Raw genomic sequence first — 16345 nt, 5'->3', positions numbered from 1 at the left:
CCCGCTGTGCCGAGCGCGGCGGGGGCCCGCACCTCCCCCGCACCCGGGCGGCCCGTAGCCAGTGGCACCGCGGCTCGACGCCGGGCACGGGGCCGCACCGTCCGCGCCGCCCCCCACTCACCGTGCACCGCTGACGCCGTTGACGGATATTCCCGTGCTACGGTGCTGACGCTTCCGCAGAACAATTCACGTGATCCTGACGCCGGATGTCCCGGTCGATGACGCCGGTGGATCCACATCGCAGCAGAGTGGCAGCAGATCGTGCTGGGTGGCTCACATGGGTGTGTCGGAGGGGCGTCACCGGTCCTCGGATCTCGCGCGTCTGATCGAGGTCCGGCAGGCCGTGAAGCGCTACGAAAGCGCAGCCGGGGCGTTCACCGCCCTCGACGGCGTGAGTCTTCGGATCGATTCCGGTGAATTCGTGGCCGTGATCGGCAAATCCGGCAGCGGCAAGTCGACACTTCTCAACATCATCGCCGGGATCGATCGTCCGACGTCAGGAGAAGTATTCGTCGACGGCACGGCCGTGCATTCTCTTCGCGAGCGTCGGATCGCTCCCTGGCGTGGGCGGACGCTCGGTGTCATCTTCCAGTTCTTCCAACTGCTGCCCACGCTCACGGTGCTCGAGAACGTCATGCTGCCGATGGACTTCTGCCACACGTACCCGTCGCGGGAACGGCGCGAACGGGCGCTGGACCTGCTGGTGCAGGTCGAACTGGCCGACCATGCCGCCAAGCTCCCCACGGCGCTGTCCGGCGGCCAGCAGCAGCGGGTGGCGATCGCCCGGGCGCTGGCCAACGACCCACCGATCCTCCTCGCCGACGAGCCGACCGGGAACCTCGACTCGCAGACCGCCGCAGCAGTGTTCCGCCTGTTCACGGACCTGGTGGACACCGGCAAGACGATCCTGATGGTGACGCACGACGCGGATCTGGCGCGCCAGGTCACGCGCGCTGTCGTCCTCCGCGACGGAGCAGTGGTGGACGAGGTGACGAACCAGCGGCCGTCCCTGGTCGGCAGCGACTGATGATCCGCCCCCGCTGGCGCAAGATCGCACGCGACATCGGGGGCAACAAGACGCGCACGTCCCTGGTCGCGCTGTCGATCGCCGTCGGCGTCTTCGCCGTCGGTACGACCGCCGGTACGTGGGTGCTGATGTCCCGCGACCTGTCCGCCGACTACGCCGCGATCGACCCCAGCAGTGCGATCCTCTTCACCGCACCCTTCGACGAGGAACTGGTCCGCTCGGTGCAGGACATGCCGGACGTGAGCGAAGCGGAGGGCCGCTTCAGCTTCGTCGTGCGCCTCAGGACCGGACCGGACGAGTGGCGCAACCTGCGGCTCGAGGCGATCGACGACTTCGACGACATCCGGCTCAACAGGGTCCGACCGGAGGAGGGCGCCTGGCCACCGCCGGAGCAGGAACTGCTCGTCGAGCGGGCCGCCATCGGGCTGACCGGTGCGGAGGTCGGCGACTCCCTCGTGCTCCGACCGTCCGACGGCACGGAGCGGGACCTGCGCATCGCCGGCCTCGCGCACGACCTGAACAAGGTGCCGGCCTCGTTCTCCGGGACACCGTACGGCTACATCACCTTCGACACGCTCGAGTGGCTCGGCTATCCGCGCTCCTTCAACACCCTGCACCTGCTCGTCGACGGGGACACCGCCGACGAGCAGCACGTCCAGGCGGTGATCGACCGGGTGAGGGACGAGGTCGAGCAGAGCGGGCGGACCGTCGACTGGATGTGGATCCCCGAGCCGGGGACGTTCGCCGCCGACGACGTCCTGCAGCCGATGGTCGTCGTCCTCGGTACGCTCGCGCTGCTCTCGCTCGTCCTCAGCGGCTTCCTGGTCGTCAACACGATCTCGGCACTGCTGGTGCAGCAGGTGCGCCAGATCGGCATGATGAAGTCGATCGGGGCACGCAACGGCCAGCTCGTGCGGCTCTACCTCGGTCTGGTGCTGATCCTCGGCCTGATCGCGCTCTGCATCGCGATCCCGCTGGCCGCGATCGCCGCGTACGCGATCTCCCGGTACCTCGCGAGCCTGATCAACTTCGATGCCACCGGCTTCCGCGTGCCCGTGCAGGTGCTCGCGCTCGAGATCGCCGTCGGTCTGCTGGTGCCACTGGTCGCGGCGTTGTACCCGGTCGTCTCCGGCGTCCGCATCACCGTGCGGGAAGCACTCGCCTTCCACGGCGTGGGAGGCGGCCAGTTCGGCCGGAGCCGCGTCGACCGGGTGGTCCAGCGGGTACGCGGCCTGTCGCGTCCCTTGCTGCTCTCCCTGCGGAACACCCTCCGGCGCAAGACACGGCTGGCCCTCACGATCGCGACCCTCACGCTGGGCGGCGCGGTCTTCATCGCCGTCTTCAGCGTCCGCGCCTCCCTGCTCACCACGCTCGACGAGTCGACCTCGTACCTGAACTACGACATCAGCGTGGATTTCGACGCTGCCTACGACACCGAGTCGATCGAGCGCACGGCCATGGGGGTACCGGGCGTCGCGGCAGCGGAGAGCTGGGGCAGCAGTACCGCGCGGCAGGTACGTCCGAGCGGTAGCGAGGGCTCCAGCTTCGAGCTCGATGCGCCGCCTGCCGGTACCGACCTGCTCCGCCCCGTCATCCTGGAAGGGCGTTGGCTGCACCCGGACGACGAGCGGGCGATCGTGCTCGACACCGACGTCCTCGAGAACGCACCGGGCATCGGCGTGGGCGACGAGGTCACGCTGCGGATCGAGCGGCGCGAGACGACCTGGGAGGTCGTCGGCATCGCGCAGACGACGCTGTCCGCGACGTTCATCCGCATCGGGACGGGTTACGTCGACCTCGGCGACCTCTCGAGCGTCGTCCCTCCGTCGGAGATCGACAGCAGCCTGCGCGTCGGCACCACGCGGCACGATGCCGACTTCCAGGCGTCCGTCGCGACCGCGCTGCAGGACCGGTTCGACGAGAGCGGGCTGGGGACGACGTCGATCAGGACGACCGCCGCGAACAACGAGGCGATCGAGTCCCAGTTCGACGTGCTGACGATCTTCCTGTCGATCCTGGCGACGTTGCTGGCGGTCGTCGGTGCCCTGAGCCTGATGGGCACGATGAGCATGAACGTCCACGAGCGCGCCCGGGAGATCGGTGTCATGCGCGCCATCGGCGCGTCGGACGGTGGGGTGCTGCGGATCTTCGTGGTCGAGGGCGTCCTCATCGGCCTGCTCAGTGCTCCCGTGGGGGCTGCACTGGCGCTGCCGATCAGCACGGCGCTGAGCGACGTCGTGGGCGAGGAGTTCACCCGCGCGCCGCTGAGCTACACGTTCTCGCTGGACGGCGCGCTGTTCTGGTTGGTGCTGGTCGGCGTCCTCGCCGCGCTGGCCAGCCTCCTGCCGGCGTGGAACGCCGCACGCCTGAGCGTGCGCGAGGTGCTGGGCTACGAATGAACCCGACGAGGCACGGTGTCCCACGGCTCCGCACCCGTGACGCTTTCCATTGACAGCAGCACGTCACGACGGAACGGTGGGCGGGCATCGGCGGACCTCCTCTGATGGGGTGGGGACGATGAAGCGGACTTGACGACGTCGATCCGGCCAATCGCTGCCAGGTGATCTCGCCGGGGCACCTGGCTCACCGAACTCTCCAGCAGACCCATTCGCGCAGCGCCACCCCGGCGCGTGCTCGGGCACGCCGGCGGACCACCGCCACGGCACGGGCCCCCTCCACGTCGCGGTTCACGAGGCCCTCTCGCACGTTCCGGTCCTGACCGCCGAACTCGTCCACCCCCGCCGCGGAACCACGGCACGGCCGAGGAAGCCCGGGGCCTCGATCACTGTCACGGCTCCCCGGCCCGGCCTGCCCCGCGACGGGTTCGGATGGTCACCCCGACAGCGCGGTTCGTGAACCGCCCAGCCGAACAACCCGTCCCCGTCGGCGGTGGGACACGCCGGCTCGCATCGAGGGAATGACGGATGAGCCAGCCCGAGCACGCCACAGCACTCCTCCCCGGTCATCGGACGGAACCGATCGCGATCATCGGGATCGGCTGTCGGCTGCCAGGCGGAGCGGACGACCCGGCACAGTTCTGGCGCCTGCTGACCGACGGCGTCGACGCCATCACCGAAGTGCCGGCGGATCGCTGGCACCCCCGCGCGTTCTACGATCCCGATCCGGCCCGGCCCGGGAAGACGTATGCCGCCAGGGGCGGGTTCATCCGCGGGGTCGACGAGTTCGACGCCTCCTTCTTCGGCATGTCCCCCCGTGAGGCGACGCGCGCGGATCCCCAGCAGCGCGTGCTGATGGAGGTCGCCTACGAGGCGGTCGAGGACGCCGGGATCGCGCCGGAGCGGCTCGCCGGGACGAACACCGGCGTCTTCATCGGCATCGCGACCCTCGATTACGGCGGGATCCAGACCAGCACGGTCGAGCGCCGTTCGATCAACGCCTACACGAACCTGGGGCTGGCGCTCTGCATCGCCGCCAACCGCCTGTCCTACCTCTTCGACCTGCACGGACCCAGCCTGGCGGTCGACACCGCCTGCTCCTCGTCGCTCGTCGCCACGCACATGGCGTGCCGGAGCATCTGGACCGGCGAGTGCGACATGGCGCTGACCGGTGGCGTGAACCTGATCCTCAGGCCGGAAGGGACCATCGGGTTCAGCAAGGCGTCCATGCTGGCCCCCGACGGCCGGTGCAAGAGCTTCGATGCGAGTGCCAACGGGTACGTCCGCTCGGAGGGCGCCGGTGTGGTCGTCCTGAAGCCGGTGTCCCGAGCACTGGCCGACGGTGATCCGATCCACGCCGTCGTCCACGGCACCGCGGTGAACCAGGACGGCCGCACCGCCGGCATCTCGTTGCCCAACGGCGCCGCCCAGGAGTCGATGCTGCGCGAGGCCTACCGCCAGGCCGGGGTCGCGCCGCGGCAGGTCCAGTACGTCGAGGCCCACGGCACCGGCACACCGGTCGGGGACCCGATCGAGCTGAAGGCGATCGGCGCGGTCCTCGGCCGTGATCGTCCGATGCAGGCCCCGTGCATCGTCGGCTCGGTGAAGACCAACATCGGTCATCTCGAGGCCGCGTCCGGTGTCGCCGGGCTCATCAAGGCGACGCTGGGTCTCGAGCACGGGCAGATCCCGCCGAACCTCCACTTCGACACGCCGAACCCCGACATCCCCTTCGACGCCCTGCGGCTGCGCGTCCCCCGGACCGTCGAGCCGTGGCCGGACACCGGCACGGCGCCGCGTCTGGCCGGGGTGAACTCGTTCGGATTCGGCGGTACCAATGCCCACGTCATCCTCGGATCGGCTCCCCCACGCGGCGACGACCGGCCGGACGACGGCACACGACCTGATCGCGCGGTGCTCGTGCCGCTGTCCGCGCGGGGCCCCGAGGCGTTGGAGGCGCGAGCACGGTCCTTGGTGTCGTTCCTGACGGACCGGGCCTCGGCCGGAGACGTGGCGGCCCACGACGTGGGCTACACCACGAGCCTGCGGCGGGGGCACCACGACCATCGTCTCGCCGTCGTCGCCCGGTCCGCGGAGGAACTGGTCGAACGGCTGGCAGCGTTCGCGGCGGGGCAGGCACGACCGACCACGTCCTCCGGGCGGGGTGTCGCGAGCCGCTCGCAGACGGTGGCCTTCGTCTTCTCCGGCATGGGTCCGCAGTGGTGGGCCATGGGGCGGCAACTGCTCGACGACGAGCCCGTCTTCCGCCAGGTGATCGAGCAGTGCGATGCGCTGCTGCGCCGGCACGCCCCGTGGTCCCTGTGGGACGAGCTGACCGCTGCGGAGACGCGCTCGCGCATGCACGAGGCCCACGTCGCGCAGCCGGCCACGTTCGCCCTCCAGGTGGCGCTGGCGACGCTCTGGCGATCCTGGGGCGTCGAACCGGCGGCGATCGTCGGGCACAGCGTCGGAGAGGTCGCCGCTGCGCACGTGGCGGGTGCGCTGGACCTCGAGGACGCCGTGCGGCTGATCTTCCACCGCAGCCGCCTGCAGCAGCAGACCACCGGGCAGGGGAAGATGCTGGCCGTCGGGCTGCCGGTCGAGGAGGCCGAGCACCTGCTGGCCGGCCGTGAGGACCGCCTGTCGATCGCGGCGGTCAACAGCCCCAGCGACGTCACGCTGTCCGGCGATGCCGCGGCGCTCGAGGAGATCGCGGCGTCCCTGCAGTCGACGCCGACCTTCTGCAGCTTCCTGCCGGTGGACGTGCCGTACCACAGCCCCCGGATGGACCCGCTCCGCCCGGAACTGCTGGCCTCGCTGCAGGACCTGCGCCCTCGGCCGGCCACGACCCCGTTGTTCTCCACCGCCGCGGGCCGTGCGGTCGGAGGTCCCGAGCTCGATGCCGCCTACTGGTGGGGCAACATGCGCGAGCCGGTGCGCTTCGCGGCCGCCATGGCGGCGCTCCTCGAGGCGAAGCACGGTCTGTTCCTCGAGATCAGCGCGCACCCGGTGCTGGCCACGTCGATCGCCAGGTGCATCGCGGAGGCGAAGCGGGAGGGAACCGCGCTGCCGTCGCTGAGGCGCGGGGAACCGGAACGGGCTCAGCTGCTCGGCACGCTCGGCAGGCTGTACACCTCCGGGTACCCGATCGACTGGCAGCGGCAGTACCCCGAGGGCGGCCGCCTGGTCCGCCTCCCGTCCTACCCCTGGCAGCGGGAGCGCTGCTGGCACGAGTCGGACCGGGCCCGGCGCGAGCGGCTGGGCACGAAGCGGCATCCCCTGCTGGGCAACCCGTTGGAGGCCGCCCACCCCGTCTGGCACGCGGAGCTCGACACGGGAGCACTCCCCTACCTGGCGGACCACCGCATCCAGGACACGGTCGTCTTCCCCGCTGCGGGATACGTGGAGATGGCCCTCGCGGCCGCCCGGGAGGGCTCCGGGCACCGCCCGTACGTCGCGGAGGACATCGCGCTGCAGCGGGCCCTGTTCCTGTCCGACGGGGAACCGCTCGCGGTGCAACTGGTCCGCGATCCGAGCCGGCCGTCCTTCGACATCTACAGCCGCGCCGACGGGACGGACCACGACTGGGTGCGGCACGCGACCGGCAAGCTCGGCCGTCCCGACGGCGAGGCGCCCGGGGGCGTGCCGTTGGAGGCGCTCCGCGACCGGTGCGGCCGCGAGATCGCCAAGAGCGACGTCTACCGGCTCTTCTCCGCCGCGGGCATGCAGTACGGCCCCCGCTTCCAGGGCATCGAACGCCTCTGGATCGGCGAGGGCGAGGCGCTGGGACTGGTCGAGCTGCAGGGTGCAGCGGAGGACGACTTCGACGACTACGAGGTGCACCCGACGATCCTCGACGCCGCGTTCCAGGTGCTGCTGGGAGCCATCGCGTCGAGGGGGACGGGGCGGACCGGTGCGGCGGGTGCCTACCTGCCGGTCCACATCGCCAGGGTCCGCGTGTTCGACCGCCCCGGTCGCCGGGTCCACGTCCACGCGCGGCTGGTCGAGGACGGTGCCTCACGGCTCGAGGGCGACCTGCAGCTGCTCGACGAGGCCGGGACCGTCCAGGCCGAGGTCCGGGGGTTCGTGTGCCGGCCGGTCGGACGCGGTGCCGAGCGGTGTGACGACCACCTGTACGAGTACCAGTGGAGGCTGAAGCCGCGCTCCGAGCACGGGGACGCGCGCCGCCCACCCGACTACCTCCCCTCCCCCTCCGCGATGGCCGATCGGCTCCGGCCGCGAGCGGACCGCCTGGCCGCGCTGCTCGAGCGCCGGCGGTACTACGAGGAGCTCGAGCCGCAGGACAGCGACCTGGCCCGGGCGTACATCCTCCGAGCGTTCCGACGACTCGGTTGGCGGCCCGCCGTGGGCCGGCGTTCCACGGCGGACTCGCTCGCCGACCGGCTCGGCGTCGCGCCGCAGCACCGGCGGCTCTTCGACCGGCTGCTCGGCATCCTGGCGGAGGACGGCGTGCTCGAGCACGCCGACGACCGGTGGCGGGTGGCCCGCGTTCCCGACGTCACCGATCCGGAGGAGATCTGGAGGGCGCTGTGGACGCGGTTCCCGGCCTACCAGGCAGAACTCACGCTCATCCGCCAGTGCGGCGACTCGCTGGCCGAGGTGCTCCGTGGTGACGTCGACCCCCTTCAGCTCATCTTCCCCCAGGGATCGCTGACCACGTCGGAGCACCTGTACCAGGACGCACCGACGTACCGGATCTACAACCTGTTGTCGCAGGAGGCCGTCGCGCACGCGCTGGAACGCCTGCCGGAAGGCCGCACCGTCCGCATCCTGGAGATCGGCGGCGGCACCGGCGGGATGACCTCCTACGTCCTGCGGAGGGTCCCGGCCGATCGGACGACCTACGTCTTCACCGACCTGACGCAGTTCCTCCTGGCGCACGCCGAGCAGAAGTTCCGCGCGCACCCCTTCGTCCAGTACCAGGTCCTCGACATCGAGGAGGACCCGGTGGCACAGGGGTTCGAGGCGCATTCCTTCGACCTGGTGCTCGCATCGGACGTCCTGCACGCCACCCGCGACCTGCGCCGCACGCTGGCCAACGTCACGGCGCTGCTGGCCTCCGAGGGGCTGCTGCTGCTCCTGGAGGGGACCAGGACGCCCCGCTCGGCCACCTTGATGTTCGGCCTGCTCGAGGGCTGGTGGCTGTTCGAGGACGTCGGCCTCCGCGGATCCGACCCGTGGATCTCGCAGGAGGCATGGCAACGGGTCCTCCACGACGCCGGCTTCACGGACGTGGCCTGGCTGACCGACACCGAACCCGCCGACCGGGCCGTGCACTCCGTCCTGCTGGCGCGAGGGCCCGTCGTCGAGCAGTCGTCCGCGGACGGCGAGGCGGCCGGTCCCCCTGCCCAGGAGCCGGGACGCTGGCTGGTCCTCGCCGACGACGGGGGCACCGGACTCCGGCTGGCCGATCACCTCAGGCGCTCCGGAGCGACACCGATCCTGGCATCGGCCGGTGAGACCTACCGGCGCCTCTCCGCTGACCGCTTCGAGGTGCCGCCGGCCCGGATCGATGACATGCGGCGGCTCGTCGAGGACGCCTTCGCCTGTGGCGAACCGTGCCGGGGCGTGGTCCACCTGTGGAGCCTCGACGCCCCAGCACCTGAGCAGACCAGCACGGCCGCGCTCGAGTCGGCGCAACGCCTGGGCAGCACCAGCGCGCTGCACCTGGCCCAGGTCCTCGCCGGCGCGGACGGGGACGAGAGCCCACGGCTCTGGCTGGTCACGCAGGGGGCGCAGGTCGCGGACCGGTCGACCCGAGCGGTCTCGGTCGCCCAAGCACCCCTGTGGGGGTTGGGCAGGGTCATCGTCAACGAGTTCCCGCAGCTCCGCTGCACCCTGGTCGACCTCGGCCCGACCGCCTCCCCCGAGGAGATCCGGTCGTTCGCCGAGGAGCTGCGGGCGCCGGACGCCGAGGACGAGATCGCGCTGCGCGGAGAAGCCCGCTACGTCCACAGGCTGCGCAACGTCGCGCTCGCCACGGTGGCCGGCCGGCGCGCGGACGTCGTCCGGCAGGGATCACGACCGTCCTTCCAGGTCGAGACCGCCCGGCCCGGCGTCCTCGATCACCTGACGTTCCTGGAAGCCCCGCGCCGCGAGCCGGGCACCGGTGAGGTCGAGATCGAGGTGCACGCGGTCGGCCTCAACTTCAAGGACGTCATGATCGCCCTGGGGCTGCTGCCGGAGCAGGCACTGGAAGGCGGGTACACCGGCAACGCGCTCGGGATGGAGTGCTCGGGGGTCATCCGCGCTGTCGGCCCGGGCGTGGAGGGGCTCGAGGTGGGCGACCCGGTGATCACGTCCGCCCCCGGGGCGCTGCGGACCCACCTGACCATCGAGGCACGGTTCGTGGTCCCCAAACCGGCCCACATCGGGTTCGAGGAAGCCGCCACGATCCCGATCACCTTTCTCACCGCGTACTACTCCCTGCACCACCTGGGCCGCATGCAGGCCGGTGATCGGGTGCTGATCCACGCCGCCGCGGGCGGGGTGGGACTGGCGGCGATCCAACTGGCCCAGCGGGCCGGTGCCGAGGTCTTCGCCACCGCCGGGACCCCGGGCAAGCGCGACCTGCTCCGGGCGATGGGCGTGCAGCACGTGATGGACTCACGGTCCCTCGCCTTCGCCGACGAGGTGGAGCAGATCACCGGCGGCCGAGGTGTCGACATCGTCCTGAACTCGTTGGCGGGCGAGGCGATCCCGAAGAGCCTGTCCGTCCTGGGCGCGTACGGACGGTTCATCGAGATCGGCAAGCGCGACATCTACGAGGACAGCAAGCTCGGCCTGCGGCCGTTCGGCAACAACCTGTCGCTGTTCGCCGTCGACCTGGACAAGCTGTGCGCGCAGCGGCCCGAACTCGTGCGCTCCTTCCTGCACGACATCATGCAGGGCTTCGTCGACGGCTCACTCCACCCGCTGCCCCACCGCGTCTTCCCCGTCCCGGACACCGTGAACGCCTTCCGGCACATGGCGCAGGCCAGGCACACCGGCAAGGTCGTGGTGTCCATGCACGAGGACGTCGTGGTGACCCCCCGACCGGAGGGCGCCCTGGCGTTGCGGGGGGACGGCTCCTACCTCGTCACCGGCGGCCTGGGTGGCTTCGGTCTGGCGGTCGCACGGTGGCTGGCGGAGCACGGTGCGGGCCATCTCGTGCTCGTGGGCCGCAGCGGTCTGTCGTCGACCGCGGCCGAGGCGGCGGTGACGGCCCTGCGCGAGTCCGGCGTGGACGTGGTCGTCGCCGCGGTGGACGTGACGGAGGAGTCCCAGGTCGCCACGCTGCTGGCCGGGATCCGCCGGTCGATGCCCCCGCTGCGCGGCATCGTCCACGCGGCCATGGTGCTGGACGACGCGCTGCTGCCGCAGCTGGACGAACGGCGCCTGCGCACGGTGATGGCGCCCAAGGTGCTCGGCGCCTGGAACCTCCACGCGCAGACCCTCGCCGATCCCCTCGACTTCTTCGTGTCCTTCTCCTCGATGACGTCGATGATCGGCAATCCCGGCCAGGGCAACTACGTGGCGGCGAACGCCTTCCTCGACGCTCTCGCACACCACCGCAGGCTCCAGCGGCTGCCGGCGCTCACCGTGAACTGGGGTGCGGTCTCCGAGGTCGGGTACGTCGCCGAGAACCCGGAGATCGGTCAGAAGCTCGACCACGTCGGCGTGAGATCCCTGCCCGCCCACCAGCTCCTGGGGATCCTGGGAGAACTCCTCCGCCACGACGCCGTGCAGGTCGGCGTGGGGCACATCGACTGGCCCCGGCTGGCGAAGGTGCACCTGATCCGGGTGACGCCGCGCTTCGCCCATCTGGTGGAGACCACGCCGGGGGACGACGGGGAAGGGACCGCTGCGTCGCTGATCGATGCGGTCCTGGCCGCGGACCCGGCCGAGCGGCAACCGTTGCTGTCGATGCACATCCGGGACCAGCTGGCACGGGTGCTCGGCATGTCACCGGAGAAGCTCGACGTGGAGCAGTCGTTGCTCAACCTGGGGCTCGACTCCCTCATGGCCGTGGAGATCGGCAACCAGATCCAGGCCATGGTGGGGGTGGAGGTGCCGACCATGAAGTTCATGGAGGGTCTCAGCATCGCCGGCCTGTCGGCCTTGGTGATCGAGCAGTTGAGCGGAGACGCGGCGGCCCCGGTGACGGCGCCGAGCGACCAGGACGACCCGGCGCAGGTGGTGGACGACGTGTCGCAGCTCTCCGACGAGGAGGTGTCGGCCCTGCTGCAGGAGATGGTGGCCGGGGAGGTCAGCGAGGAGGCGAACCCGTGAGCCGGACGCCTCCGGACCTGTCGTCCCTGTCCTCGGCGGAGAAGCGGGCGCTGCTCGTGAGACTGCTCGCGCGGAGGGCCCGGGGGGGCACGACGCCTTCGCCCGCGGACGTGCCGCACCGGAGCGCTCTCGACCAGTTCGCGGCTCCGGTGTCGGACCTGAGCGCTGAGGTGGACCTCGATCCGGCCATCCGACCGGGCGGTCCGCCCGTCGCCCGGCCGGCCGGCCGGGGTCACGTGTTCCTGACCGGTGCGACGGGCTTCCTGGGAGCCTTCCTGCTGCACGAACTGCTCGAGCGGACGGACGCGGTCATCCACTGCCTGGTCCGGGCCGCGACCCCCGAGGAGGCGCGACGGAGGATCGAGCAGAACCTCGCGTCCTACGTGCCCGATCGGGGGGATCGCCGATCGCGCGTCGTCCCCGTCGTCGGCGATCTGTCGAGGCCGCTGCTCGGCCTGACACCGGAGCGGTTCGATGCCCTCTCGTCGCGCGTCGACGCGATCTACCACAACGGTGCGGCGGTCAACTGGATCTCGTCCTACACCCGGCTGAAGCCCGCGAACGTGGCGGGGACGCAGGAGGTGCTGCGCCTGGCCTGTTCCGGCCGGGTCAAGCCGGTGCACGTCGTCTCCTCCCTCGCCGTCTTCCCCCTGGCGGACGATCCCGGAGGCACGGTCGTCCGGGAGCAGGACAGCCTCGACCACGGCGGGGTCCTCTTCGGGGGGTACACGCAGAGCAAGTGGGTCGCGGAGAAGCTGGTGGCCGTCGCCCGCTCCCGGGGCCTCCCCGTGGCCGTGTACCGACCGGGCATCATCACCGGGCACAGCCGGACCGGCGCGTGGAACACCGACGACTTCCTGCCCCGGCTGCTCACCAGCTGGGTCGAGCTGGGCACAGCTCCGGACCTGGACGGGGCGATCGACATGACGCCGGTCGACTACGTCAGCCGGGCGATGGTCCACCTGTCGCTGTCCGACCAGGCGCTCGGGGGCGTGTTCCACCTCGTCAACTCCCGGCCGGTGCACCTCCGGGAGCTCGCCCGGTGGATCCGTTCGTCCGGTTTCCCGGTCCGGCTGCTCCCCTACGACCGGTGGCGGACCACGCTGCTGAGCCCTGCGGGGCGTGCCAAGGCAGTCGGGGCGTCCCACCTCCTGCCGCTCTTCTCGGCGACCCCGGACGACCGTCCGCGAGGGCTGGACCGGGTGAGACCGGAGGTCCGGGGCACGGTGGACCGGGTCGGACGCGTCATGGCGGCCCAGTACGCAGCGCGGTCGGTGACGTTCGACGACCGGCACGCACGGGACGGGCTCGCCGGCACCACGATCACCTGTCCCCAGGTCGACGGGGACGTGCTCGCACGCTACCTGTCGTACTTCGTCCGCACCGGCTTCCTCCACCCCCCGGCGCACGTCGGTCGACGACCGCTCGTCGACCGGCCGGATTGATCCCGAGCTCGGTCGGAGGCTCCTGTGCGGGTGCTCGTCGTGGACGTGCTCTACGGCACGTTGCTCGCCATCATCGGCAGTTCCGTGCTGTGGACCCTCGTCATGCACCTCTGCACGTGGACCTATCTCGCCGGCCGTGACCCGTCGCCACGGCGGACGACGCACGAGCCCGAGGTCTCGGTCGTGAAGCCCACCAAGGGTGTCGACCAGTCGGCCTACGAGAACTTCGCCAGCTTCTGCCGGCAGGAGTACGGCGCCGCGTACGAGCTCCTGTTCTGCGTCGAGGAGGTGTCCGATCCGGTCGTCCCCGTCATCCGCCGGCTCATGGAGGAGCACCCGGACGAGCGGATCAGGCTGGTCTTCAGCGACTCCGCGGACTCACGGTCCTTCGGCAAGCTCAAGAACATGACGGCCGGGGTCGCAGCCAGCTCCTACGACGTGATCGTCTTCAGCGACTCCGACGCCCGTGTCCCGCCCACGTTCCTCCGCGACACCGTGGCGTGCATGGGCGATCCCTCGCTCGGCATCGCCTTCGGTCCGCCGGCGTACACCGGCTCCGAGGACTGGCCGGCAGCGCTCACCAGCACGTCGGTCAACGAGCTCGTGCTCCGGATCGCGACGTTGCACCGCTTCGGGCTCTTCGACGGCGCCATCGGGACCACGATGGTCACCCGACGATCGGTTCTGCGGGAGGTCGGCGGGATCGAGCGACTCGGATGGCACATCGCCGACGACATCCAGCTCGCCCGGGTGATCCGGCGTCGCGGGTACCGGATCCACCTGCTCAGGCAGCCGGCACTGGTCATCCACCCTCACGACAGCTTCCCGGGCTGGTGGTCGCACCGGCACCGCTGGCTGGTGATCATCCGCCACTACTGGCCGGTCCACTACCTGCTGATGCACCTGGTGGACCTCGTCCTCCTGTGGAGCCTCCTGCTCCTGGCCGTCACCCTGTTCCGGGGCAGTGACGTCCCGGTCGCCCTGACCTCGGTCCTCGTGGCCCTCGCCGTGCCGTCGGTCTCGGCGGTGGCCGTCAACACGGGCCTGGCACGCAACGAGAAGCTCGTACGCTTCCTCTGGGTCGTCCTGGTCCAGGAGCTGCTGCGGTTCCCGTTGTTCCTGCACAGCCTGGTCACGGACGAGATCGTGTGGCGGGGCCGGCGGTTCCGCGTCCACCCGGACGGAACGGCCAGCGTCGTCGAGCCCCGAGCGGTCGGTCATGGCACCGCGTGAGGCCGCGTGGGACTTCCCCTCTCCACGTCCCCGGCTCCCTCGGGGCGCGGTACACGTCTGGCGCGCGTCGCTGGATCCGCCCGCACGCCACCTCGAGCGCTCGCTGCGCGTCCTGTCGGATTCGGAACGCCGCCGAGCGGCGCAGTTCTGCTTCGAGCGAGATCGCAGGTGGTTCGTCGTCGGACGCGGTGTCGTCCGCATGATCCTGGCGTCGTACCTGACGATCCCCCCTCACCACCTGCAGGTGCACTCCGGCGGGACCGGGAAGCCGGCGCTGTCGGCGTCACAGGCCGGCGACGTGGAGTTCAGCGTGTCGCACTCGCTCGGGCTGGTCCTCTGTGCCGTCACGTGCGGCCGGCGGATCGGCATCGACGTCGAACGGATCCGCGACCTCGCGAGCGTGACGTCCCTGGCCGGGCGGGTCCTCTCGCCCCGCGAGCACGCGGCCTTCCAGACCCTCGCTCCCGAGCAGCGGCAGGCAGCCTTCTTCCGCGGCTGGACCCGCAAGGAGGCCTTCCTGAAGGCCTGCGGAGCAGGCCTGTCGCGATCGCCGGACCGCGTCGACGTCTCGCTGCCACCGTACGAACCGGCGCGCAGGCCGACCGTCGACGGCGATCCACGGCACTCCTCCCGCTGGTGGCTCCAGGACCTGGCGCCGGTGCCCGGCTACGTGGCTGCACTCGCCAACGAGGGGGACCAGGCACTGCCGGTGACCTGCGTGCAGTGGCCGGAGTGGCTCTGACCCACGGATGATGCGGAGGACCGACGTGACGGTGGCTTCCGGTGGCGGCCGGTCGGGTCCGGTCGAGGCCCTGCGGGTCTTCCTGGCCAGCTGGTTCTTCACCAGCCTGTACGGCATGACGCTCGGCGAGTACGTGCGCCTGCTGCGGAAGCACCGCTTCGCGGTCGCTCCGGCGTACTGGCCACGCGCGGCGTTCATGGCCGGCGCGGGCGTCCTGAACTCGGTCGTCGCTGGGCACGAGACGAGGGTCTACGGGCCCGAGCTGGCCGACGTCCGGATCCATCCCCCGCTCTTCATCCTCGGGCACTGGCGCAGCGGGACGACACACTTGCACAACCTGCTGGCCACCGACACGCAGTTCGCCTACCCGAACGTCTACCAGGTGCTCAACCCCCATACGTTCCTGACCACCGAACGGTATTCCAGGCTCCTGTTCGCCTCTCCGAGGACCCGCATCATGGATGAGGTACCCCTCGGTGCCGACGTCCCCTTCGAGGACGAGTTCGCGACCTGCGGCACGCTGCGTTCACCGTTCCTGACCTGGGTGTTCCCGCGGGACGCCGCGCAGTACCACCGGTACCTGACGTTTCGAGGGGTTCCCGAGCGAGAAGTCGCCGAGTGGACGGAGGCACTGACGCTCTTCTACCGGAAGCTGACGTGGAAGCACGGTCGCCCGCTCCTGCTCAAGTCACCGCCTCACACCGGCCGCATCAGGCTGCTCCTCGACACGTTCCCCGACGCGCGCTTCGTGCACATCCACCGCGATCCCTACGTGGTCTTCCAGTCCACGCAGCGGCAGAACCAGGTGAGCCTCCGCACGATGGGCCTCCAGCACTTCGACGTGCGCCGCATCCGCGATGTGGTCATCGAGCGTTTCAGGATCATGTACGACGCGTTCTTCGAGGAGCGTTCGCTGATCCCCGAGGGCAGGTACCACGAGGTGTGCTTCGAGGAACTCGAGAAGGACCCGGTAGGGCAGGTGGAGCGGATCTACGACACCCTCGGCATACCCGGCTTCGGCGCGGTGCAGCCCCCCCTGCAGCGCTACGTCGACTCCATCGTCGGCTATCGGAAGAACACCTACCCGGAGCTGTCGTCGTCCCTGCGCCGCGATGTCGGACGCGCCTGGCGGCGGAACTTCGAGGAGTGGGGATACGCCGCCGGCTGACGGTGAGGGCGACGGTGCCCGACCCCGCACGGCACGCCCCAC

7 protein-coding genes are annotated in these 16345 nt (G+C 70.8%); all 7 read left to right on the top strand.

Going from position 1 to position 16345, the window contains the following annotated elements; genetic code table 11:
* The first annotated feature begins 190 nt into the window (after positions 1-190).
* The 7 genes from D0Z06_RS04720 (at position 191) to D0Z06_RS04690 (ending at position 16303) form a co-directional block, all read left to right on the top strand.
* Positions 191-1027: an ABC transporter ATP-binding protein gene (locus D0Z06_RS04720; protein ID WP_199522128.1), complete on the top strand. Its 837-nt coding sequence runs from the start codon at positions 191-193 to the stop codon at positions 1025-1027.
* On the top strand, positions 1027-3426 hold the full coding sequence (locus D0Z06_RS04715) for an ABC transporter permease (RefSeq protein ID WP_117376226.1): 2400 nt from the start codon (positions 1027-1029) through the stop codon (positions 3424-3426). The genes D0Z06_RS04720 and D0Z06_RS04715 overlap by 1 nt, the downstream gene beginning before the upstream one ends.
* A 525-nt stretch (positions 3427-3951) precedes the next feature.
* A complete protein-coding gene (locus D0Z06_RS04710; RefSeq protein WP_117376225.1) occupies positions 3952-11715 on the top strand; it encodes a type I polyketide synthase in 7764 nt (2587 codons plus the stop codon).
* Between the two features lie 236 nt (positions 11716-11951).
* Positions 11952-13160: a thioester reductase domain-containing protein gene (locus D0Z06_RS04705; RefSeq protein WP_158579884.1), complete on the top strand. Its 1209-nt coding sequence runs from the start codon at positions 11952-11954 to the stop codon at positions 13158-13160.
* Positions 13161-13184: 24 nt separating this feature from the next.
* On the top strand, positions 13185-14393 hold the full coding sequence (locus D0Z06_RS04700; protein WP_117376223.1) for a glycosyltransferase: 1209 nt from the start codon (positions 13185-13187) through the stop codon (positions 14391-14393).
* Complete coding sequence (locus D0Z06_RS04695) at positions 14380-15135, top strand: 4'-phosphopantetheinyl transferase family protein (protein WP_117376222.1); 756 nt, start codon at positions 14380-14382, stop codon at positions 15133-15135. The genes D0Z06_RS04700 and D0Z06_RS04695 overlap by 14 nt, the downstream gene beginning before the upstream one ends.
* Positions 15136-15160: 25 nt before the next feature.
* A complete protein-coding gene (locus D0Z06_RS04690; RefSeq protein WP_199522127.1) occupies positions 15161-16303 on the top strand; it encodes a sulfotransferase family protein in 1143 nt (380 codons plus the stop codon).
* Positions 16304-16345 lie beyond the last annotated feature (42 nt).

Source organism: Geodermatophilus marinus (assembly GCF_003428645.1).
Lineage (GTDB): Bacteria > Actinomycetota > Actinomycetes > Mycobacteriales > Geodermatophilaceae > Geodermatophilus.
Note: the sequence above shows the minus strand (reverse complement) of the source record. Positions and strands in the feature narration are given on the sequence as shown.